This is a genomic window from Mesorhizobium sp. WSM4850 (genome assembly GCF_055811735.1).
This window is the reverse complement of sequence record NZ_JBVVPV010000007.1, coordinates 135578-157772: the sequence shown is the minus strand read 5'-3', so window position 1 is coordinate 157772 and position 22195 is coordinate 135578. Positions and strand designations below refer to the sequence as shown.

Annotated in this window: 19 protein-coding genes; 14 read left to right on the top strand and 5 right to left on the bottom strand. The window is 62.9% G+C overall.

Annotated features, from left to right (window positions below; genetic code table 11):
- The first annotated feature begins 322 nt into the window (after nt 1-322).
- The 3 genes from glmU to AC0L2Z_RS10680 all read left to right on the top strand — a co-directional run bounded on the left by glmU (nt 323) and on the right by AC0L2Z_RS10680 (nt 4503).
- Nucleotides 323-1684 (top strand): bifunctional UDP-N-acetylglucosamine diphosphorylase/glucosamine-1-phosphate N-acetyltransferase GlmU, encoded by a 1362-nt coding sequence (gene glmU / locus AC0L2Z_RS10690; protein ID WP_473476868.1) that lies wholly within the window; start codon nt 323-325, stop codon nt 1682-1684.
- A gap of 157 nt (nt 1685-1841) precedes the next feature.
- Entirely contained in the window at nt 1842-3665 is a 1824-nt protein-coding gene (gene glmS, locus AC0L2Z_RS10685) for a glutamine--fructose-6-phosphate transaminase (isomerizing) (RefSeq protein WP_027155143.1), read from the top strand.
- 79 nt (nt 3666-3744) lie between these two features.
- Nucleotides 3745-4503: a DUF502 domain-containing protein gene (locus AC0L2Z_RS10680; protein ID WP_031255660.1), complete on the top strand. Its 759-nt coding sequence runs from the start codon at nt 3745-3747 to the stop codon at nt 4501-4503.
- On the opposite strand, the gene recG is transcribed toward AC0L2Z_RS10680, so the two are convergent.
- A complete protein-coding gene (recG, locus tag AC0L2Z_RS10675) occupies nt 4455-6566 on the bottom strand; it encodes an ATP-dependent DNA helicase RecG (protein ID WP_287258003.1) in 2112 nt (703 codons plus the stop codon). The two genes, AC0L2Z_RS10680 and recG, sit on opposite strands and share 49 nt — an antisense overlap.
- Before the next feature lie 310 nt (nt 6567-6876).
- Here recG and AC0L2Z_RS10670 point away from each other — a divergent pair, with 310 nt between their 5' ends.
- The 5 genes from AC0L2Z_RS10670 (at nt 6877) to AC0L2Z_RS10650 (ending at nt 12948) form a co-directional block, all read left to right on the top strand.
- The gene (locus tag AC0L2Z_RS10670) at nt 6877-7173 is read left to right on the top strand and encodes an FAD assembly factor SdhE (RefSeq protein WP_287258004.1); all 297 of its coding nucleotides are present in this window, start codon (nt 6877-6879) and stop codon (nt 7171-7173) included.
- A 4-nt stretch (nt 7174-7177) separates the two neighbouring features.
- Entirely contained in the window at nt 7178-10675 is a 3498-nt protein-coding gene (mfd, locus tag AC0L2Z_RS10665; RefSeq protein WP_287228556.1) for a transcription-repair coupling factor, read from the top strand.
- Between the two features lie 189 nt (nt 10676-10864).
- Entirely contained in the window at nt 10865-12238 is a 1374-nt protein-coding gene (locus tag AC0L2Z_RS10660; protein ID WP_287228559.1) for a class II 3-deoxy-7-phosphoheptulonate synthase, read from the top strand.
- A gap of 153 nt (nt 12239-12391) precedes the next feature.
- A complete protein-coding gene (locus AC0L2Z_RS10655) occupies nt 12392-12691 on the top strand; it encodes a dihydrofolate reductase family protein (RefSeq protein WP_473627843.1) in 300 nt (99 codons plus the stop codon).
- A complete protein-coding gene (locus AC0L2Z_RS10650) occupies nt 12643-12948 on the top strand; it encodes a dihydrofolate reductase family protein (RefSeq protein ID WP_473627842.1) in 306 nt (101 codons plus the stop codon). The genes AC0L2Z_RS10655 and AC0L2Z_RS10650 overlap by 49 nt, the downstream gene beginning before the upstream one ends.
- Nucleotides 12949-12959: 11 nt before the next feature.
- On the opposite strand, the gene AC0L2Z_RS10645 is transcribed toward AC0L2Z_RS10650, so the two are convergent.
- Nucleotides 12960-13766 (bottom strand): RES family NAD+ phosphorylase, encoded by an 807-nt coding sequence (locus tag AC0L2Z_RS10645; protein ID WP_287258006.1) that lies wholly within the window; start codon nt 13764-13766, stop codon nt 12960-12962.
- On the bottom strand, nt 13726-14100 hold the full coding sequence (locus AC0L2Z_RS10640) for an MbcA/ParS/Xre antitoxin family protein (protein ID WP_091593990.1): 375 nt from the start codon (nt 14098-14100) through the stop codon (nt 13726-13728). The genes AC0L2Z_RS10645 and AC0L2Z_RS10640 overlap by 41 nt, the downstream gene beginning before the upstream one ends.
- Nucleotides 14101-14335: 235 nt before the next feature.
- Here AC0L2Z_RS10640 and AC0L2Z_RS10635 point away from each other — a divergent pair, with 235 nt between their 5' ends.
- The 3 genes from AC0L2Z_RS10635 (at nt 14336) to AC0L2Z_RS10625 (ending at nt 15889) form a co-directional block, all read left to right on the top strand.
- Nucleotides 14336-14755, top strand: a complete 420-nt coding sequence (locus AC0L2Z_RS10635; protein ID WP_128183154.1) for a GFA family protein — start codon at nt 14336-14338, stop codon at nt 14753-14755.
- 94 nt (nt 14756-14849) lie between these two features.
- Nucleotides 14850-15209: a diacylglycerol kinase gene (locus AC0L2Z_RS10630; RefSeq protein ID WP_091593617.1), complete on the top strand. Its 360-nt coding sequence runs from the start codon at nt 14850-14852 to the stop codon at nt 15207-15209.
- Between the two features lie 98 nt (nt 15210-15307).
- Nucleotides 15308-15889 carry a hemerythrin domain-containing protein gene (locus AC0L2Z_RS10625; RefSeq protein WP_287228564.1) on the top strand — a complete coding sequence of 194 codons (582 nt, stop codon included), beginning with the start codon at nt 15308-15310 and terminating at the stop codon, nt 15887-15889.
- A gap of 3 nt (nt 15890-15892) precedes the next feature.
- Here the strand turns inward: AC0L2Z_RS10625 and AC0L2Z_RS10620 are convergent, their stop codons facing one another.
- The gene (locus AC0L2Z_RS10620) at nt 15893-16480 is read right to left on the bottom strand and encodes a DedA family protein (protein WP_287228566.1); all 588 of its coding nucleotides are present in this window, start codon (nt 16478-16480) and stop codon (nt 15893-15895) included.
- Nucleotides 16477-17040 carry a DUF1003 domain-containing protein gene (locus AC0L2Z_RS10615; RefSeq protein WP_287228568.1) on the bottom strand — a complete coding sequence of 188 codons (564 nt, stop codon included), beginning with the start codon at nt 17038-17040 and terminating at the stop codon, nt 16477-16479. The genes AC0L2Z_RS10620 and AC0L2Z_RS10615 overlap by 4 nt, the downstream gene beginning before the upstream one ends.
- An 89-nt stretch (nt 17041-17129) precedes the next feature.
- Here AC0L2Z_RS10615 and AC0L2Z_RS10610 point away from each other — a divergent pair, with 89 nt between their 5' ends.
- The 3 genes from AC0L2Z_RS10610 (at nt 17130) to AC0L2Z_RS10600 (ending at nt 22062) form a co-directional block, all read left to right on the top strand.
- A complete protein-coding gene (locus AC0L2Z_RS10610) occupies nt 17130-17843 on the top strand; it encodes a DNA-3-methyladenine glycosylase I (RefSeq protein WP_473627840.1) in 714 nt (237 codons plus the stop codon).
- Nucleotides 17844-17989: 146 nt separating this feature from the next.
- Nucleotides 17990-19735 carry an NAD+ synthase gene (locus AC0L2Z_RS10605; RefSeq protein ID WP_473627838.1) on the top strand — a complete coding sequence of 582 codons (1746 nt, stop codon included), beginning with the start codon at nt 17990-17992 and terminating at the stop codon, nt 19733-19735.
- A gap of 521 nt (nt 19736-20256) precedes the next feature.
- Nucleotides 20257-22062 (top strand): ABC transporter ATP-binding protein, encoded by a 1806-nt coding sequence (locus AC0L2Z_RS10600; RefSeq protein WP_473627837.1) that lies wholly within the window; start codon nt 20257-20259, stop codon nt 22060-22062.
- Nucleotides 22063-22195 lie beyond the last annotated feature (133 nt).

Genomic DNA, 22195 nt, shown 5'->3' with positions numbered 1-22195 from the left:
ACTGGCAGGAAATGGCCAGATCATTGCCCATGCTTCCACGTAAGGAGCGTAAGTCGTGCAGGGTGGCTGTTTGAATTCATTCCATCTCCGATGCCAATTTCCGCGCAAACGCCAAGGCTTGGCGGCTGCAGCCGCTGCAAAAGCTGAAACCGGAGATGTAGGGTAACCACCTGATCGCCCGCCTAGACCTACTGATCAAAAGTCAGTTGCTCGACCACCTCACCGGAATTTAACCGCATTGGTGCAGCATGGCGCCAAATGCTAGTGAAATTCTGGGCTAGACATGCCTTGATTCCAAACCCTCTTCATACGGTCGCATTCCATGAGCCAGAGAACCTGCCTGTCCGTCATCCTCGCCGCCGGCGAGGGCACGCGCATGAAAAGCGCCGTGCCAAAAGTGCTGCACCCAATCGCCGGCCTGCCGATGGTCGCCCATGTCGTGAGGGCTGCTGAAGCCGCAGGTAGCGGCGATCTGGCGCTGGTGATCGGCCATGGCGCGGACGAGATGCGCAAGGCCACGCAAAAATTCGCGCCGAGGGCGGAGACCTTCGTCCAGGACAAGCGGCTCGGCACGGCGCATGCCGTTCTGGCGGCCCGCGACGCGATCTCAAAAGGTTACGACGACATCCTCGTGATGTTCGGCGACACGCCGCTGATCGACCCGGAGGTGCTGAGTGCTGCGCGTCTGAAACTGGCCGAAGGCGCTGCCGTCGTTGTGGTCGGCTTCCGCACGTCAAATCCGTCCGGCTATGGCCGGCTGATCGAAAAAGGCGGCAAGCTCATCGCCATCCGCGAGGAAAAGGACTGCACCGACGAGGAGAAGAAAATCACCTTCTGCAATGGCGGTCTGATGGCGGTTGCCGGCAAGCACGCGCTGACGCTGCTCGATCAAGTCGGCAACAACAACGCCAAGGGCGAATACTATCTCACCGACATCGTCGAGATCGCCGGCGGGCAGGGTTTTGACGTCGTTGCTGCAGAAGCCGGCTTCGAGAATGTGCTCGGCATCAACAACCGTGCCGAACTGGCTGCGGCGGAAGGCATCTGGCAGACGCGCCGGCGGCGCGAAGCCATGCTCTCCGGCGTCACATTGATCGCGCCGGAAACCGTCTTCTTTTCGCACGATACCGAGATCGGTGCCGATACGATCGTCGAGCCCAATGTCTGGTTTGGGCCGGGCGTGACAATCGCCACTGGCGCCAAGATCCATGCCTTCAGTCATATTGAAGGCGCCACGATCGCTTCGAATTGCGATGTTGGTCCGTTTGCGCGGCTGCGGCCGGGCGCCGATCTCCGGCAAAAAGCCAAGGTCGGCAATTTCTGCGAGGTCAAGCAGGCGACGGTCGAGGAGGGCGCCAAGGTCAATCACCTGACCTATATCGGCGATGCCCGCGTCGGCGCCGGCGCCAATATCGGCGCTGGAACCATCACCTGCAATTATGACGGCTACTCGAAGTTCTTCACCGATATCGGCGAGGGCGCTTTCGTCGGCTCGAATTCGTCGCTGGTGGCGCCTGTTGCAATCGGCAAGGGCGGCTACATCGCTTCGGGCAGCGTGATCACCGAAAGCGTGCCCGACGATGCGCTCGCCTTCGGCCGCGCCCGCCAGAGGACGCTGCCCGGCAAGGGCAAGGAATTGCGCGAGCGTTTTGCTGCGGCTGCGGCTGCCCGGAAAAAAGGCTAGCCTGGCTGCGGTAACCGGATTGCAAGAGCGCCCTGTCATGGTGCATCTGTGCAGAACCGTTCCGGCTGATACGGAACGAAACGCAATGTGATTTTCGCGGCAGCCCGGCCAACCCTAAATGGCGCCGGGTTTTCATGCCGGAATCGGGGCAACGTCTATGTGCGGTATCGTCGGAATTGTCAGCCACTCGCCGGTCGCGCCGCTCATCGTCGATGCGCTGAAAAGGCTCGAATATCGCGGTTATGATTCGGCCGGCGTCGCCACCGTCGAGCACGGCCAGCTGGCGCGTCGCCGCGCCGAGGGCAAGCTGATCAATCTCGAACGCCGGCTGAAGGACGAACCGCTCGACGGCATGATCGGCATCGGCCACACGCGCTGGGCGACGCACGGCGTGCCCAACGAGACCAATGCGCATCCGCATTTTTCCGACGGCGTCGCCATCGTCCACAACGGCATCATCGAGAATTTCGCCGAACTGCGCGACGAACTGATGCGCGACGGCTACACATTTTCATCGCAGACCGATACCGAGGTCGTCGCACATCTGGTCGGGCGCGAACTGGCCAGGGGCCTGCAGCCGGTCGAGGCCGCGCACCAGGCGCTGAAGCGGCTGGAAGGCGCCTTTGCGCTGGCCATCATGTTCAGGGGCGACGAGGATCTCATCGTTGGCGCGCGCAACGGCCCGCCGCTGGCCGTAGGCCATGGCGATGGCGAGATGTTTTTGGGCTCCGACGCCATCGCGCTTGCCCCCTTCACCAATTCGATCACCTATCTGGAGGATGGCGACTGGGCGGTGGTGCGCCGCAACGACGTCGCCATCTTCGACATGGACGGCAACAAGGTCGACCGCAAGCGCCAGCAGTCGCTCAGCACCAGCTTCATGGTCGACAAGGGCAACCGGCGCCATTTCATGGAGAAGGAAATCCATGAACAGCCCGAGGTGATCTCGCACACGCTGGCGCATTATGTGGATTTCGTTGGCGGCGTCTCGAAGCCGCTCGACCTGCCGTTCGATTTCGCCAAAATCGACCGGCTGGCGATTTCGGCCTGCGGCACTGCCTATCTGGCCGGCCTGATCAGCAAATACTGGTTCGAGCGCTATGCGCGTCTGCCGGTCGACATCGATGTCGCTTCGGAATTCCGTTACCGTGAAATGCCGCTGTCGAAGACAGACGCCGCCTTCTTCATCTCGCAATCGGGCGAGACCGCCGACACGCTGGCCTCGCTGCGCTATTGCCGCAAGGCGGGCATGAAGATCGGCGCGGTCGTCAATGTCCGCGAATCGACGATGGCGCGCGAATCCGACGTCATCCTGCCGACGCTGGCCGGACCGGAGATCGGCGTCGCCTCGACCAAGGCCTTCACCTGTCAATTGTCGGTGCTGGCCTCGCTTGCCGTGCGGGCCGGCGTGGCGCGCGGAACGATTTCGCAGGAACAGGAAACGACGCTGGTCCGCCAACTGTCGGAAGCGCCGCGCTATGCCAACCAGGTCCTGAAGCTCGACGGCCAGATCGAAAAGGTCGCGCGCGACCTCTCGCACTACAAGAACGTGCTTTATCTTGGCCGCGATACCAATTTCCCGCTGGCCATGGAAGGCGCGCTGAAGCTCAAGGAAATCTCCTATATCCATGCCGAGGGCTATGCTGCCGGCGAGCTGAAGCACGGGCCGATCGCGCTGATCGACGAGAACATGCCGGTGATCGTCATTGCCCCGCATGACCGGATTTTTGAAAAAACCGTGTCGAACATGCAGGAAGTGGCGGCGCGCGGCGGCAAGATCATCCTGATCACCGACAGCAAGGGTGCCGCGCACGCCACGGTGAAGACGATGGAGACGATCGTGCTGCCGGACGTGCCGGAAATCATCTCGCCGATCATCTACGCGCTGCCGATCCAGATGCTGGCCTATTTCACCGCGGTGTTCATGGGCACCGACGTCGACCAGCCGCGCAACCTGGCGAAATCGGTGACGGTGGAATAGGCGTGGTTTGAAAAATTCGCAGTTCCAAAGCCGGATGCGGTTCATTAATGTCGCGCCGCAATCAGCGCTGCGGTGAACCATGTCCGATGCTTCCAAGACCTCAGGCATGACCCGGCTGCGGAATTACTTTCTGACAGGCTTTGTCGTCTGCGCGCCGCTGGCGATCACCGCCTACATCGCCTGGTCGTTCATCGGCTGGGTCGATTCCTGGGTGAAACCCTATATTCCGGCGCGTTACAACCCCGATAGCTATCTGCCGGCGCCGGTTCCGGGATTCGGGCTGATCGTCGCCTTGATCCTGATCACCCTGATCGGTTTCCTGACCGCCAATATCGTCGGCCGGGCTATCGTCTTGTTCGGCGAGCGGCTGCTCGGCCGCATGCCGCTGGTGCGCGGCATCTATGGGTCGCTGAAGCAGATCTTCGAGACCGTGCTGTCGAACAAGGGCGACATGTTCCGCCAGGTCGGGCTGGTCGAATACCCGCGCAAGGGCGTCTGGTCGCTGGTCTTCGTTGCCAGCGAGAAGGAAACCGAGATCAACCAGAAGCTCGACCAGGAGGGTGATCCGCTGATCGCGGTGTTCATGCCGTGCACGCCCAACCCGACCACCGGCTTCCTGATGTATGTGCCGAAATCCGATATCGTGCTGCTCGACATGACGATCGAGGACGGCGCCAAGCTGATCGTTTCGGCAGGGCTGGTGGCGCCGGCGGTCAAGACGAACATGGTGACGTTGAACGGCAAGCCGATCGGCGGCCAGATCGGCAATCCGCCGGTGGATGCCGAGCCTCAGCCGGCGCGCAAGAGCCGCACCGCCTCGTCGCGTCCGAACAAATAGAGCAGCATGCGAAGGGCGGCGCCGCGTTCGGATTGCAGTTCCGGATCGCGCGACAGGATCAGCCGCGCGTCGTCGCGAGCGGCTTCGAGCAGGTCGGCATGCGTCTCGATGCGCGCCACCTGGAAGCCAGGGGTGCCGGACTGGCGGGTGCCGAGCAACTCGCCTTCGCCGCGCAGCTTCAGATCCTCCTCGGCGATGCGAAACCCATCCTCGGTTTCGCGCATCACCGACAGCCGGCGCGTTGCCGTCTCGCCGAGCGGATCCTTGTAGAGCAGCACGCAGGACGACGGTTTTTCGCCGCGACCGACCCGGCCGCGCAACTGGTGCAACTGAGCGAGGCCGAAGCGCTCGGCATGCTCGATGACCATGATCGTCGCATCCGGCACATCGACGCCGACCTCGATGACCGTGGTGGCGATCAGGATGCGTGTCTCGCCGGCCTTGAAGGCGCGCATCGCCTCGTCTTTTTCGGCGCCCTTCATGCGGCCGTGCACCAGGCCGATCCGGTCGCCGAACAGCGGCTTCAAGGAGGCAAAACGGTCCTCCGCCGACATCAGCTTGATCTCTTCGGACTCCTCGACCAGCGGACAGATCCAATAAATCTTCTGGCCGTCGGCGACTGCGTCGCGCATGCGGCCGACAAGTTCGTCGAGCCGCTCGAGCGGCAGGGTCGCGGTGCGGATCGGTTGGCGCCCGGCCGGTTTTTCCGTCAGCTTCGACACATCCATGTCGCCGAAAGCAGTCAGCACCAGCGTGCGCGGGATCGGCGTCGCCGTCATCACCAGCATGTCGGGCGCGTCGCCCTTGGCGGTGATGGCCAGCCGCTGGTGGACGCCAAACCGGTGCTGTTCGTCGATGACGGCGAGGACCAGGTCGTGGAATGTCACCGTTTGCTGGAACAGCGCATGGGTGCCGACGACGATGTCGATCTCGCCACTGGCCAGGCCGGTCAGCGTCTCGGCGCGCTCGCGGCCCTTTTCGCGGCCGGTGAGGATGGCGATGCGCAGGCCGGCTTGTTCCGCCGACGGCGCAATCGTCGCAAGATGCTGGCGCGCCAAAATTTCGGTCGGCGCCATCAATGCCGCCTGGCCGCCGGCCTCGACAGCGCGCGCCATGGCGAGCAGCGCGACGACCGTCTTGCCTGACCCGACATCACCCTGCAGAAGGCGCAGCATGCGTTCGGGGTCACCGAGATCGGCATTGATTTCGGCAAGTGCCATTTCCTGCGAATTGGTCAGCGAATAGGGAAGGGCGGCGCGCAGCTTTTCGACGAAGCGGCCGTCCCCGACCAGCGGCCGGCCGGACAGGCGGCGGACTTTTGCGCGCACCAGCGCCAGCGACACCTGGCCTGCCAGAAACTCGTCATAGGCGAGACGCCGCCAGGCCGCGCCGTCGACGGACACGTCGATCGGGTCGGCGGGATTGTGGATGCGGGAGAGAGCATCACCGAAGGCGGGAAAGCTGCGGCGGCGCAGAAACTCACCCTCCTGCCATTCCGGCAGCACCGGCAAGCGAGCGAGCGCCTGGCCGATTGCCCGGCGCAGCACTTTTCCCGAGAGGCCGGCGGTGAGCGGATAGACCGGCTCGACCAGCGGCAGGTTTTCCACTTCGCTGGCCAGCGCGATGTGGTCGGGATGAACCATGGTCGGGCGGCCGTTGAACCATTCCATGCGGCCGGAGACCACGACATGCTCGCCCTCCGGCATCGCCTTTTCGAGATAGGCGGCATGCGCATGGAAGAAGGTCAGCGCGATCTCGCCGGTGTCGTCATGGGCGTAAACCCGGTACGGCACCGATCGGTTGCCGCGCGGCGGCGGCTGGTGGCGATCGATGCGCACTTCCAGGGTGACGATCGCGCCTTCAGCCGAACCGGCGATGCCCGGCCGGTTGCGGCGGTCGATCACCGAATGCGGCAGCACGAACAGAAGATCGCCGGCACGTGCGGGGCGGCGGTCGCCGAGTTCGGCCGGCACGATTTTCTCGATCAGCGCGCCGACCTTCGGCCCGACGCCGGCAAGCGAGGTGATCGGGACAAACAGCGGATCGAGGAGGGAAGGTCTCATGGGTGAGAGACCACGTCATGTCGGCGCTCACCCCCCTCTGGCCTGCCGGCCATCTCCCCCTCAAGGGGGGAGATCGGCAGCTTTGCCGACAGCGTTCCTTCTACAGCATTGGAGATTTGCGAAAGCAGAAACAACATCCAATCTCCCCCCTTGAGGGGGAGATGTCCGGCAGGACAGAGGGGGGTCTTAGCGCCGATGTTGTCAGGAGTGTATGCCACACCGGGATGTTAGACACCCGCCGGACCGTTGCAAGGCTGACACCGCGCTCTATCCACGCTATATGCGCCGCTTCAGGCAAGGATGCTGGACAATGACCGGAACAAGACGATCAAGCGAGGGGCTTGATGCCCGCCGCCGCAAGCTTCTGTTTCGATCCTGGCATCGCGGCATGCGCGAAATGGACCTTATTCTCGGCAGTTTCGCTGACGCCGAGATCGGCGGCTTGACCGGCGGCGAACTCGACCAATATGAGAGGCTCCTCGAAATTGCCGACACCGAATTCCTGCCCGTGATCACCGGCGAGCGGCCGATTCCGGCTGACATCGACTGTGCCGTCCTGCAAAAAATCCTGGCGTCGCGCCAGGCGATGACATTCCGAATTACGTGATTCCATGAGCCTGATCCCCACAATCGGCCTGCCGAAAGGCCGCGCCGGCCAGTTCATCGTCGACGGCGTCGCCGATGGTTACGAAGCCTTCGCGCTGGTGCAGGCCGCGCACGAGATCGCGCCCGACAAGCCGGTGCTGTTCGTGGCACGTGACGGCCAGCGCCTGCCAGCGATCGTCGAGGCGCTTTCCTTCGCCGCGCCTGGCCTGCCGGTGCTCGGACTGCCGGCCTGGGATTGTCTGCCCTATGACCGCGTTTCGCCCGGCTCGGATGCAGCCGCGCGGCGGCTGGACGCGCTCACCGCGATGATCGCGTTGGCAAAAAACCCGCACCGCGCCGTCATCCTGACCACCGCCAACGCGCTGCTGCAGCGCATTCCGCCGGCAAGCCTTGTCGAGGCGCAGACATTTCACGCCAAACCCGGCAACCAGATCGACATGAACGCACTGGCGTCGCGGCTGGAGATATCAGGCTTCGAGCGGGTGCCGACCGTGCGCGGCGTCGGCGAGTTCGCCGTGCGCGGCGGCATTCTGGACCTGTTGGCGCCGGGCTGGACGGAAGCGCTCAGGCTCGATTTCTTCGGCGATACGCTGGAATCGATCCGCGTCTTCGACGCCGCCACGCAGCGCACCACCGGCCAGCGCAAGTCGATGGCGCTGCAGGCGATGAGCGAAGTGGCGCTGACGCCGGAGACCATCAGCCGCTTCCGCCGCTCCTACATCGACGCTTTTGGCGCGCCCTCGCGTGACGATGGGCTCTATGCGGCGGTCAGCGAGGGACGGCGTTTCGCCGGCATGGAGCACTGGCTGCCGTTCTTCTACGAGCGGCTGGAGACGGTGTTCGACTATCTGCCGGACACGCCTGTCGTGTTCGATCATCTGGCGCATGAGGCGCTGGCGGAGCGCCATGCGCTGATCCTCGACCATTACGAGGCGCGCAGGAAGCAGGCCGACGGCGCGCTGAAGGACGCCGTCCCCTACAAGCCGGTGCCGCCCGACCTGCTTTATCTGTCGCCGGAAAACCTCATCGCCTCGCTTGGCCCGCGCGAGGCGATCGACTTCACGCCGTTCGACGCGCCCGATGCCGGCGCCAGGAAAATCTACCATGCCGGCTCGCGGCATGGCCGCAGCTTCGTCGAGGAACGCGCCGACCCCAACGTCAACGTCTTCGACGTCGTCGTAAAACACATTGCCGACGAGCGCGCCGCCCGCCGCCGCGTCGTCGTCGCCGGCTGGACCGAAGGTTCGCTCGACCGGCTCGGCCAGATCCTGGCCGAGCATAATCTCGGCAACCTCGAGCCGGTGGCTACGCTGGCCGAGGCGGAAAAGCTCGAACCGGGGCAGGCGGGACTTGCCGTGCTGCCGCTCGAATCCGGCTTCGAGACCGAGAAACTGGTCGTCGTCGCCGAGCAGGACATTCTGGGCGACCGGCTCATCCGTCGCTCGAAGCGCAAGAAGCGCCCTTCCGATTTCATCGCCGAGGCCTCGGCTTTGTCCTCCGGCGACATCGTCGTCCATAGCGACCACGGTATTGGCCGCTTCATCGGGCTGCGCACCATCGAGGCGATCGGCGCACCGCATGATTGCCTCGAAATCCATTACGCCGGCGACGACCGGCTGTTCCTGCCGGTGGAGAACATCGAGCTTTTGTCGCGCTATGGCTCGGATTCGGCCGAAGCGACATTGGACAAGCTTGGCGGCGGCGCCTGGCAGTCCAGAAAAGCGCGGCTGAAGCGGCGGCTGCTCGACATGGCCGGGCAGTTGATCCGCATCGCCGCCGAGCGGCAGATGCGCGCTGCCCCTTCGCTGGTGCCGGCAGACGGTCTCTATGACGAATTCGCCGCGCGGTTTCCCTATGAGGAGACCGACGACCAGCAGACGGCGATCGATTCGGTGATGGGCGACCTGGGCGCCGGCAAGCCGATGGATCGGCTGATCTGCGGCGATGTCGGCTTCGGCAAGACCGAGGTCGCACTTCGCGCCGCCTTCATTGCGGCGATGGAAGGCTTTCAGGTCGCGGTGGTGGTGCCGACAACGCTGCTGTCGCGCCAGCATTTCAAGACCTTCTCGCAGCGCTTCTCCGGCCTGCCGATCTGCGTCGCCCAGGCCTCGCGGCTGGTCGGCGCCAAGGAACTGGCAGAGGCCAAGAAAGGCATCGCCGACGGCACCGTCGACATCGTCATCGGCACTCACGCGCTGCTCGGCTCGTCGATCTCGTTCAAGAATCTTGGCCTGTTGATCATCGACGAGGAACAGCATTTTGGCGTCAAGCACAAGGAGCGGCTGAAGGACCTGAAGAGCGACGTGCATGTGCTGACGCTGTCGGCGACGCCGATCCCGCGCACGCTGCAACTGGCGTTGACCGGGGTGCGCGAACTGTCGCTGATCGCCACGCCGCCGGTCGACCGCCTGGCGGTGCGCACCTTCATCTCGCCCTTCGACCCGCTGGTCATCCGCGAGACCCTGCTGCGGGAACGCTACCGCGGCGGTCATTCCTTCTATGTCGTGCCGCGCATCAGCGATCTGGCGGAAATTCATGATTTCCTTCGTGAATCCGTACCCGAGCTAAAGGTGGCTGTCGCTCACGGCCAGATGCCGCCCGGCGAGCTCGACGACATCATGAACGCCTTCTACGACGGCCAGTACGATGTGCTGTTGTCGACCACCATCGTCGAATCCGGCCTCGATATCCCGACCGCCAACACGCTGATCGTGCATCGCGCCGACATGTTCGGCCTGTCGCAGCTCTACCAGCTGCGCGGCCGCGTCGGCCGCTCGAAGGTGCGCGCCTATGCGCTGTTCACGCTGCCGGCCAACCGCAAGCTGACCGATACCGCCGAGCGCCGGCTGAAAGTGCTGCAGTCGCTCGACACGCTCGGCGCCGGTTTCCAGCTCGCCAGCCACGATCTCGACATCCGAGGTGCCGGCAATCTTCTCGGCGAAGAGCAGTCCGGCCACATCAAGGAGGTCGGCTTCGAGCTCTACCAGCAAATGCTGGAGGAGGCCGTTGCCGAGGTCAAGGATTCCGGCGAGGTGCAGGATGGCGGCTGGTCGCCGCAGATCGCCGTCGGCACGGCGGTGATGATCCCCGAAAGCTATGTTCCGGACCTGCAGCTGCGGCTGGCGCTCTACCGCCGCCTCGGCGATCTCGAAAACACCGAGGAGATCGACGCTTTCGGCGCCGAGCTGATCGATCGCTTCGGACCGCTGCCGGAGGAAGTGAAGCACCTCTTGAAGATCGTCTTCATCAAGGCGCTGTGCCGCAAGGCCAATGTGGAAAAGCTCGATGCCGGACCAAAGGGCGTCGTCATCCATTTCCGCAAGCGCGAGTTCTCCAACCCCGTCGGGCTGGTCACCTTCATCGGCGAGCAGGGTTCGATGGCCAAGATCCGGCCGGACCACAGCGTCGTTTTCGTCCGCGACTGGCCGACACCTGAAAAGCGGCTGGCCGGTTCAGCGGTCGTCATGACGCAGCTGGCAAGGCTGGTGGAGAAGGCGGCTTAGCGCGGCTCAGCCGGCTCCCCCTTCTTCCACAAGGGGAGAAGGAAAGACAGGCGGCAAGCTTGCGCCATTCGCCACCACCGAAATTCCGGTCTAGAATAGGAAATCGGCTTCGTGTATGGAGCCGCGATCCCCGTATTGGGGCGAAATGGCGGGCGACAGCACCCGCTGGAAAGAATTTTGGGTGCAACGATGACGAAATGGTCGCCGAATTCGTGGAGAGCAAAGCCGATCCAGCAGGTTCCTGCCTATCCGGATCTTGCCGCGCTGAAGAACACGGAAGCCCAGCTCGCCACCTTTCCGCCGCTGGTTTTTGCAGGTGAGGCACGCAAGCTGAAGAAGCAGCTTGCGACCGTCGCTGCCGGTGACGCATTCCTTCTGCAGGGCGGCGATTGCGCCGAGAGTTTCGCCGAACATGGCGCGGACAACATCCGCGACTTCTTCCGCGTCTTCCTGCAGATGTCCGTGGTGTTGACCTTCGCCGGCGCGCAGCCGGTGGTGAAGGTCGGCCGTGTTGCCGGCCAGTTCGCCAAGCCGCGCTCGTCGGACGCCGAGACCAAGGGCGGCGTGACCCTGCCCAGCTATCGCGGCGACATCATCAACGGCATCGAGTTCGACGCCAAGTCGCGCATTCCCGATCCCGCACGCCAGGAGATGGCCTACCGCCAGTCGGCGGCGACGCTCAACCTGTTGCGCGCTTTTGCGCAGGGCGGCTACGCCAGCCTGGAGAACGTGCATCAATGGATGCTCGGCTTCGTGTCCGACAGCCCGCAGGGCGAGAAATACGAGTCGCTCGCCAACCGCATCACCGAGACGATGGACTTCATGAAGGCTGTCGGCATCACCTCGGAGACCAATTACGCGCTGCGCGAGACCGACTTCTACACCAGCCACGAGGCGCTGCTGCTCGGCTACGAGGAGGCGCTGACCCGCGTCGATTCGACCTCGGGCGACTGGTATGCAACCTCCGGCCACATGATCTGGATCGGCGATCGCACCCGCCAGCCCGACCATGCCCATGTCGAATACTGCCGTGGCATCAGGAACCCGCTGGGCCTGAAATGCGGCCCGTCGCTGACGCCGGACGGCTTGCTGCAGCTCATCGACCTGCTCAATCCGGAAAACGAGCCCGGCCGGCTGACGCTGATCGCGCGCTTCGGCTCCGACAAGGTCGCCGAGCATCTGCCGAAGCTGGTGCGCGCAGTGCAGAAGGAAGGCCGCAGCGTGGTGTGGTCGTCGGACCCGATGCATGGCAACACGATCGAGGCCGCCGGCTACAAGACACGGCCGTTCGACCGCATCCTGAAGGAGGTGCAGAGCTTCTTCGAGGTGCATCGCGCCGAAGGCACGCATCCGGGCGGCATCCATATCGAGATGACCGGCAAGAACGTCACCGAATGCACCGGTGGCGCCCGCGCCATCACCGCCGAGGAATTGCAGGACCGCTACCACACCCATTGCGACCCGCGCCTCAACGCCGACCAGGCGATCGAACTGGCGTTCCTGGTCTCGGACCTGCTCAAGAAGAGCCACCCGGTTCAGCACAAGCAGGCCGTCAACGGCTGATTTCAGTCGCCATCGGAATTCATGATAAAGAAGCGCCGGAGAAATCCGGTGCTTCTTGATTCCGCATTGAATTCCACGCATCTTTGCCGATAGACTGATTGCGATAGGCAATCGGTTATGTATCTTCGCGCGAGGACATAAACGGAGGCACCGATGGCCAGGATCGTCTATGCCATGCTGATGTCCCTGGACGGCTACATCGCCGGGCCGAACGGAGACATTGCCTTGCCGATACCCGAAGGGGAGTTGCACCGGCATTTCAACGACATGATGGGGCAGACCTCGATCGCGCTCTGTGGACGCCGGATGTACGAGGTGATGCGCTTCTGGGACAGTCCGGACCGAGAGACCGGTGCCGAGATCGAGCGTGATTTTGCCCGCGCCTGGCGCGAGACCCAAAGATCGTGTTTTCGACGACGCTTCGGGAAGTCGGACCCAATGCCCGTCTGCTGAACGGCGATGTCGAGAACGTGGTGAGATCCCTCAAGTCGGAAGCGGATGGCCAGATTACCGTTGCCGGCGCCGATCTTGCCGCGCATCTTGCACGCTCCGATCTGATCGACGAGTATCGGCTCTACATCCACCCGGTCGTGCTTGGCGGCGGCAAGCCGTATTTCCAGTCCGGCCTGTCGCTGACCTTGAAGCCGCTTGGTGAGGAAAGCCTAACCCATGGCGTGACGCTGCTGCGCTACGCGCCCGCCGGTTTTTAGCCAGGATCCGGCTAGCGGCCGCGCTCCCAGCGCAGTCCGTCGAGCCGGGGATCGGCGGCAAACGCCGTCCTGGAAAACTCGATCCGGTTTTGCGGGAACTCGCAGATCGCCTGCACGCCGAAGGCGCCCAGCCTGATGCGCCAGGTGTGGGGTTCCAGCGGTTTCGGCTTGGCAAAGCCGCTGCATGCCAGCAGCGCCACGTTAGCGCCTTTCGGGTCGCGCACGGAGCGATAGCGGATCGCCTCCAGCCCGGCTTCGCGCGCGACATCGGCAATATTCTGGCAGGCCGCATAGTCGGTCGGGTGCGTCCACGCCGCCGCGTCGCGGTCGAGCGGCGGCCGCGTCAGGTCGATCACCTTTGTGCTGCGTATCGCTGCGGCGAAGGCGGTGTATTCGGCGGCGTCGCGCGGCCACGGCGTAGCCGGTGATTCGGCGAAGAACAGCAGGCGGTAAAAAGCCATCTCAGAGACGGCGGTCATAATGGTTTCCGCCGCATAGTAGACGCCCTTGGTCCTGCCGGCGCGGCGGAAGCGCGAACCGTGCGGGTAGATCGAGCCGTAGCGGAAGGGCGTTGCCAGGAGATAATGCAGATGCCGGCATTCCAAGGGGATTTGCGGCTTGGTTTCCTCGATCAGGTCTTCGAGGAGGGCCTGCTCGTCGAGCGTGTCAACGACTTTCAATGTCGAGACGCGGTGCTGCGCCTCGACCATGCGCCAGTATTTGCCGTCGAGCCCATACTTGCCATCGAGCCCATACTTGCCACCTCGTTTGGCGGCTTCAGACGAGAGCGCGTCGGGAGTCCAGATAGGCGATGACATCGACAAGCCCTGATATCGTCACGATTTTTTCGAGCGGGGTGCCATCGAAGGCCGTGTTGGCATTCTTCAGCCATGCCCGGGCAACGGTCTCGTCGCCGCCGACAATGGCGTCGAGCGAGCGGAACAGGCGGACGAACAGCACGGCAAGCTCGAACGGCTTGGTTCCACGCTCCAGCAGGAATTCCTGCCTGCGCATGCGCGAAACCGTGGCTTCCGAAACCCCGATGATGGAGGCCAGCATCCTGGCGGTAATGTCCAGCAGGTCGGCGGCGCGCAGCGTCGCCTTGGTCAGCACTGCATTTTCGGCCGTGTTGGCGGCGAGATTGGGTTGCATTGTCGGCAGCGTCTCCTTTCTGATGAAAATATAGCGCACAAAAATTCATATGGAAAGATATTGCTTTAACAATGGGCGGACCGTCGAGAGGCTGCTGGCGCGGCCTGCCGCTTTGCCCAAACCGTGCTGTGCGGAACACGCCTGTCGAATGTCGCATTCGCTTGAGCACGGCCGCTGCAAAACTGGAATCCTGGCAAGGGACGCCGAGGATCACGGCTGCGTCGGGAGGCCCGAGATGGACAACACACATAGCGGCTCTTGCCTGTGCGGGGCTGTGCGGTTCAAGACGCGAGGGGCCTTGCGCGGCGTCATCTACTGCCACTGCTCGCAATGCCGGAAGCAGAGCGGGCATTTCTACGCTGCAACCAATGTTGCCAACGCAGACATCACGATTATGGGCGCGGAAAGCATCACCTGGTACGAAGCATCTTCGTTTGCCAGGCGCGGTTTCTGCAAGACATGCGGCTCGTTGCTGTTCTGGAAGCCGCAGGATGATGAATATGTCTCGGTTCTGGCCGGACTGTTCGACAAGCCCACCGGACTTCAGGGCCAATGCCACATCTTCGTCGGCGACAAGGGCGACTACTACACGATCGACGATGGGCTGCCGCAGTTCGAAAAATCGACGCCGTCGACCAAGGTCGCCGATGAGTGACAAGCTCGCCGGCAAATGATTTTTGCAGCGATCGCCTTATTCCCTTGATCCGGCCATTGCGCTATCCCCTGCCGGTGATTCGGAAAGGTTTGGCATGCAGCGGCTGATCGATGCTTTCTACAATTCAGTGCGGGCATTTCGCAAATTGGCTTCCAGCGAAAAAGCCTTCCAGCAGGAACTGATGCTGCTCGTGCTGGCGCTGCCGCTCGGCTGGTTTGTTTCGGTGTCGTGGCGCGGCTATGCGCTGCTGATCGGCGCGGTGCTGCTGCTGATCATGGTCGAAGTGCTGAACACCGGCATCGAGGCCGCATGCGATGCGTTCAGCCGGGAATTCAACGTCGATATCCAGCTCGCCAAGGACTGCGGTTCGCTGGCGGTGCTGATTTCGGTGGTGATCGTTGCCGGCGTCTGGGGCATCGCCATCATCGAGCGAATCATGGGGCTACCGATCTAGCCATCAAACCCCTACATGCCGGTCACCACAACCTGATCCCATGATCTGTTCCGAAAACCGGTATCCACTTTCCGGGATCATGGTCTGAGGAGACCGACATGACCGCCGTTTCCCTGCTGCTCGAACGGGCAGGCCTGCCGGACGATTTGCGCTGGCTCGCTGAGAAATATCCGCGCGAGGTCTGGCAGGGCCACGCCAATATCCGTGGCATCGCCAACATGTGGCTGCAGCGGCACGACATGTTCCGCGAGCTCGGCGGCATGCTGACCAACGGCATCGGCGACTATCGCGAGGGCAGGCTGACGGCGCCGGAGTTCGCGGGCTGGTTCGCGCCGCGCCTCAACCATTTTCTCGGTCATCTCGACGGCCACCATAATGTCGAGGATATCCATTACTTTCCGGTCTTCGCCAAGGCCGAGACCCGGCTGAAGCGCGGCTTCGAGATTCTCGATGCCGATCATCATACGATCCATGAAGGGCTGGAGCGCAATGCCGAGGCCGCAAACGCTTTCATCCGCACGCTAAGCGAGAGCGAGGACAAGCAGCGCTTTGCCGCCGATGCCTATGCCGACGAGAACAGCCGGCTGATTGCCATGCTGACCCGGCATCTTGCCGACGAGGAAGACCTGATCATCCCGCTGATCCTTGATCGCGGCGACCGGGCGCTCGGCATCGACTGATCCTCACTTCTCCTTGCTGCGCTCCTTCTTGGCAATGGTGTGAGCGATGAACCAGGCGAGGATCGCTGCTGCCAGGCCAATCGCCAGGGCGATCAACAATCGCTCGTGACGGACCAACGCCTGGCCGACGATGCGCTCCGCGCCAAGCCCGAACACATAGCCGACGGTGGTGAACAATCCGGCCCAGACCATCGATGAAATGGCGTTGAGAATGACAAAGCGCGTCACGGCAATGCCGGACAATCCGGCCGCGATGCCGCCGACAAGGCGCAGGCCATAGATAAAGCGGTTCGTCAGCACGAAAATGTCGGGATGGGTGGAGACAAGACGATAGGCGTGGCTGAAACCCGGCCGGCCCTTCAGTTTGACCACGAACGGATGGTCGGCGAAGCTTCGTCCGAGGATAAAGAAACAGCTGTCGCCGGCAAAGGCGCCGATGGCGGCCGCCAGGAACGCCTGCCACAGGACGAAAACATGCTGATGCGCGAAAAAACCGCCGAGGAGGGCGGCACTTTCGCCCTCGGCGACACAGCCCAGGAAGACGGCAATCAGCCCATATTGCTCGATGAGGTTGTGGATGGCATCCGTCATGAAGGCGTCCGCTGCTTCGACAGTATCTCGTCGATCCGCTTCACCTGTTCGGCCAGCTGCGCGATCTCGTCGCGCATGCCAACGATCTGGCTGTGGCGCAGTTCGTCCAGCTTCTCATGCAGCGCCATGATCTCGATCTCGGCCTTGAGATTGACCTGGTAGTCGTGGGCGGCGTCGATGCGGTCGCGCTCGGCCTGGCGGTTCTGCGCCATCATGATCACCGGCGCCTGCAGCGCAGCGACCATCGACAGGATAAGGTTGAGGAAGATGAAGGGATAGGGATCGAAGGCGTCGCGCGACAGAAGCCAAGCATTGCCTGACGTCCACAGGATCAGGAAGGCGATGAAGACCAGGATGAAGGACCACGAACCGCCGATCCGGGCGATGGTATCGGCGAGGCGGTCGCCAAACGTCTGGTGAAAAGCGACGGCCTTGTTGGTGTCCTTCGCGATCGTGGTGCGTTCGAGCGTGCTTTGCAGCACCTGGCTCTCGACCTGGCTTAGGCCATCCGGCCTTCGCCGCAGCCAGCGGTTTGCCAGATCTTCGATCGTCTTGTTCATTGTCGCCTCCGTCGTCAGCGTCCGCATAGACCTAGAGGCTGCCGGTTCGCGCGGGAAGTGGTAGATTGACGCGACAGGGTGAGGAAACAATGATGGATTTTCAGAAAATCCGCGCCCGCGCGGCCAAACGCAAGGGCGGGGAAGCGGTGCTGGCATCGCTGCTGGGGCCGATGCCCGACAATGCCGCGGTGGCTGACATTAGCGACGACCGCATCCTGTCGACGATGGCCGAGCGTGTTTTTGCCGCCGGTTTCGTCTGGCGCGTCATTGAGCAGAAATGGCCGGGTTTCGAACAAGCGTTCCTCGGCTTCGAGCCGAAGCGGCTGTTGTTCCAGCCTGACGATTTCTGGCACGAACTGACGAACGACGAGCGCATCGTGCGCAATCCGCAGAAGATCAAGTCGGTTCGCGACAACGCGGCTTTCGTCGAGCGTGTCTCGAAGGAGCACGGCGGCTTTGGCAGGTTCCTCGCCGACTGGCCAGAAGACGACCAGGTTGGACTGATGGTCTATCTCGGCAAGCATGGCAGCCGGCTCGGCGGCAATACCGGCCAGTATTTTTTGAGGTGGCTGGAGTGGGACGCCTTCATCGTCTCAGGCGACATGGCCGCCGCACTGCGCGACGCCGGCCTGGACATCGCCCAAATCCCGACCTCCAAAAGGGATCTCGACAAGATCCAGAACCAGATCAATGCCTGGGCGGCACAAACCGGCCTGCCGCGCCGGCATATTTCGCGCATCCTGGCGATGTCGATCGGCGAAAACCACTCGCCGCAGGCACTGCGCGAATATATGGGCGAATAGGACGCGATCGGTATCCGGCGGTCCGATCGGTCTTACGAATGACATGTGTCATCACGGTCTGACACGAATGACCTAGGTCATTCGGTCTGGGGTGGTCCAAGCAAACGCCATTGCCCGGCCAATTCTGTCGCGCTAAGTCAGCAGGCATGACCGACAAGACCGCTTCCGACATATTGCGCATCGCCGTCGCCCAGCTCAATCCAACGGTTGGCGATGTCGCCGGCAATCTCGCCAAGGCGCGCGAGGCGAGGGCGGATGCCGCTCGCCAGGGCGCCGACATCGTGCTGCTCACCGAGCTTTTCCTTGCTGGGTATCCGCCCGAAGACCTGGTGCTGAAGCCGGCGTTCCTGAAGGCCTGCGAGCGGGCGGCGCAGGATTTCGCTGGCGACACTGCCGATGGCGGGCCGGGCGTCATCATCGGCACGCCGCTGAAGCGCAAGAGCGGCACGCACAATTCGATCATCTTTGCCGATGGCGGCAAGATCCTTGCCGAGCGCTACAAGCTCGATCTGCCGAACTACGGCGAATTCGACGAGAAGCGCGTCTTCCAGGCCGGCCCTGAAATCCAAGGGCCGGTCAATTTCCGCGGCGTGCGCCTGGGGATTCCGATCTGCGAAGATATTTGGGGCGATGTCGGCGTCTGCGAGACGCTGGCCGAAAGTGGTGCTGAAATCCTGCTGGTGCCGAACGGCTCGCCCTATTATCGCGGCAAGGTCGATGTTCGCCACCAGATTGTCATCCGCCAGGTCATCGAATGCGGATTGCCGATCATCTATGCCAACCAGCTTGGCGGCCAGGACGAGCTGATCTTCGACGGCGCGTCGTTTGCCATAGGTTCCGACAAGACGCTGGCCTTCCAGATGAGCCAGTTCGAGGAAACGGTCAACGTCACCACCTGGAAGCGCAACCGCGCCGCCGCAGGCGCGCAAAATAGAAATAACGCCGCGGCAGGCGCGCAAGTTGGAAATGGTCCTGATGGCTGGGTCTGCTCCGAAGGACCGATGTCAAAAATCCCGGAAAAGGAGGAGGCCGATTACCGCGCCTGCATGCTCGGCCTGCGCGACTACGTCAACAAGAACGGTTTCAGGAATGTCGTGCTCGGGCTTTCCGGCGGCATCGATTCGGCGATCTGCGCCGCACTTGCCGTCGATGCGCTCGGCGAGGAGCGGCTGCGCGCCGTGATGATGCCCTACCGCTACACTTCTAAGGACTCGCTCAAAGACGCCGAGGATTGCGCCCGCGCGCTCGGCTGCCGTTACGACATCGTGCCGATCTTCGAGCCGGTCGACGGATTCCTGCATACGCTGACGCAGCTTTTCGAGGGCACCAAGGAAGGCATCACCGAGGAAAACCTGCAGAGCCGCGCGCGCGGCACCATTTTGATGGCGATCTCCAACAAGTTCGGCTCGATGGTGGTCACCACCGGCAACAAGAGCGAGATGTCGGTCGGCTACGCCACGCTCTACGGCGACATGAATGGCGGCTTCAACCCGATAAAAGACCTCTACAAGATGCAGGTCTATGCGCTGGCGCGCTGGCGCAATACGCATGTGCCGCCGGGTGCGCTGGGCCCTTCCGGCGAGGTGATCCCGAACAACATCATCGACAAGGCGCCGTCGGCGGAACTGCGCGAGAACCAGACGGATCAGGATTCGCTGCCGCCCTATCCGGTGCTGGACGACATATTGGAGTGTCTGGTCGAGAACGAGATGGGTGTCGACGAGATCGTCGCCCGCGGCCACGACCGGGCAACGGTGACGCGCATCGAGCACCTGCTCTACATTGCCGAATACAAGCGCCGGCAGGCGGCGCCGGGCGTGAAGATCACCAAAAAGAATTTCGGCCGCGACCGCCGTTATCCCATCACCAACCGGTTCAGGGACGGCGGATAGATCGCCGTTTTTTGCTGCTGTGAAAATGGCTGCCGCGAGGAAGTGCACAACCCGCGATTGTTGCAAAATCGCCTCACCAGTTGGACCAGATGCACTTTTGGCCTTCCACTGACTTGGCGCGGCGTTGACGCGACTCTATAAACGCCTTTCCGCGATCCCTACGCATCGGCCTGAAAATCGGAATCGATTTTCAGAAAGCACGATGCGCAGATTCAAGAAGTTAGAGCGTACTTTGTGCGTCCGAATGGACGCACGTCGCTCTAATGGGAGGACCGAATGCCAGGATTTGACATCGTTATGCGAGGCCGCGAAGCCTAGGTTTCAGAGGGCGCGCCGGAAGGTTTTCAGCTTCACGGCCAGGCAATCTGACAACAGGCATTCGTCGATGCCGGTCGCCGCCCGAATTCGGGCGAGCCGCCAATATGCCGAACCTTCCGCATTCCCGGGTACTCACGCGCCCAACGCGGTTTTCTCAATTTCGACCTTACCGGGACCGGGCTCGTTTGCGCCCGAATGACATCATGGCTCGTTTTCAGATCGATTTGCGCGCCGGCGCCTTTCGCAGCGTCCTTGGCTTCACGCTCAGTCATTGGCGGCGCCAGCCGTGGCGGCTTTCGCTCATCATGGGCACATTCCTGCTGTCGACCTTGGCCGACGTGCTGACGCCGCTCTATTCCGGCCGGCTGGTCGACGCCGTCGCCAGCAGTGCTGCGGCCGACGATGTCGCCTGGGACGCGGCGATGGCGGCCTTTTCGATGCTGGTGGCGCTGGCGCTCACCGGTGTCGTGCTGCGCAACCTCGCCTTCATGGCCATCGTCGAACTGACCCTGAAGATGATGGCGGATATCGCCGCCGACGCCTTCCACCGGGTCCAGCGTTTCTCCACCGACTGGCACGCCAACAGCTTCGCCGGATCGACCGTGCGCAAGATAACCCGTGGCATGTGGGCGCTCGACCTGCTCAACGACACGATCCTGATCGCGTTGCTGCCGTCCGTCGTCATGCTCGTCGGCTCGACGCTGCTGCTCGGCTGGTTCTGGCCGCTGATGGGTGCTGTCGTCGCCGCAGGCTCGGTGCTGTTCATCGCGGTGACGGCGCTGCTGTCGCTTGGCTATGTCGCGCCCGCGGCAAGGCTTGCCAATGCATGGGACACGCGCCTTGGCGGCTCTCTGGCCGATGCGGTGAGCTGCAACGCCGTGGTCAACGGCTTTGGCGCCGAGGAACGCGAGGAAACACGCCTCGCCAAGGTCGTCGCCAGATGGCGCGCCCGCACGCGCCGCACCTGGGTGCGCGGCACCATCAACGGCACCACGCAAGGATCGATGCTGCTGCTTCTGCGAACAGCGGTGATCGGATTTTCGCTGCTTTTGTGGTCGTGGGGGCAGGCGAGCGCCGGCGATGTCACCTTCGTGCTGACCTCGTTCTTCGTGCTGCAAGGCTATCTGCGCGATATCGGCACGCACATCCGCAATTTGCAGCGCTCGATCAACGACATGGAGGAACTGGTCGACTTCCAGTTCGAGCCGCTCGGCATCGAGGATGTGCCCGGCGCCAGGCCGATCCGCATCACCGACGGACGCATCAGCTTCGACAACGTCACCTTCCATTATGGCAGCCACCGACTGCCGCTGTATCGCGACTTTTCGGTGGACATCGCGCCGGGCGAGCGCGTCGGGCTGGTCGGCCATTCGGGTTCGGGCAAGACGACCTTCGTCAAGCTGATTCAGCGGCTTTACGACGTGAACGCGGGAACGATCCTGATCGACGGCCAGGATATTTCCGGGGTGGCGCAGGCGTCGCTGCGCGGGCAGATCGCTATCGTCCAGCAGGAGCCGATCCTGTTCCACCGGTCGCTGGCCGAAAACATCGCTTATGCCCGGCCGAGCGCGACGCAGGCCGAGATCGAGCATGCCGCACGGTTGGCAAGCGCGCACGACTTCATCGTCGATCTGCCGAAAGGCTATGGCACGCTGGTCGGCGAGCGCGGCGTGAAATTGTCGGGCGGCGAGCGCCAGCGGGTGGCGATCGCGCGGGCTTTCCTTGCCGACGCGCGGATCCTCATTCTGGACGAGGCGACGTCGAGCCTCGATTCGGAATCGGAGGTGCTGATCCAGCAGGCGATGGAGCGGTTGATGGTCGGCCGCACGACGCTGGTCATCGCGCACCGGCTTTCGACGGTGCGAGCGCTGGACAGGCTTCTGGTGTTCGATCGCGGCCGCATCGTCGAGGAGGGCTCGCATGATCAGCTGATCCGGCTGCAAGGCGGCATCTACCGCCGGCTGTTCGAGCGCCAGGCGCTCGAATTGACCAAGGGGCTGGCGATCTGACGACTTGCAGCGCCGCGAGCGTCCAACAACTTTGAATCTGCGCATCGTGCTTTCCGCAAATCGGTTCCGATTTTCGGGCCGATGCGCTAAAACGCGCGGCGCTGCCGCCTTTTCATCGCCTTCGTCATGTCTT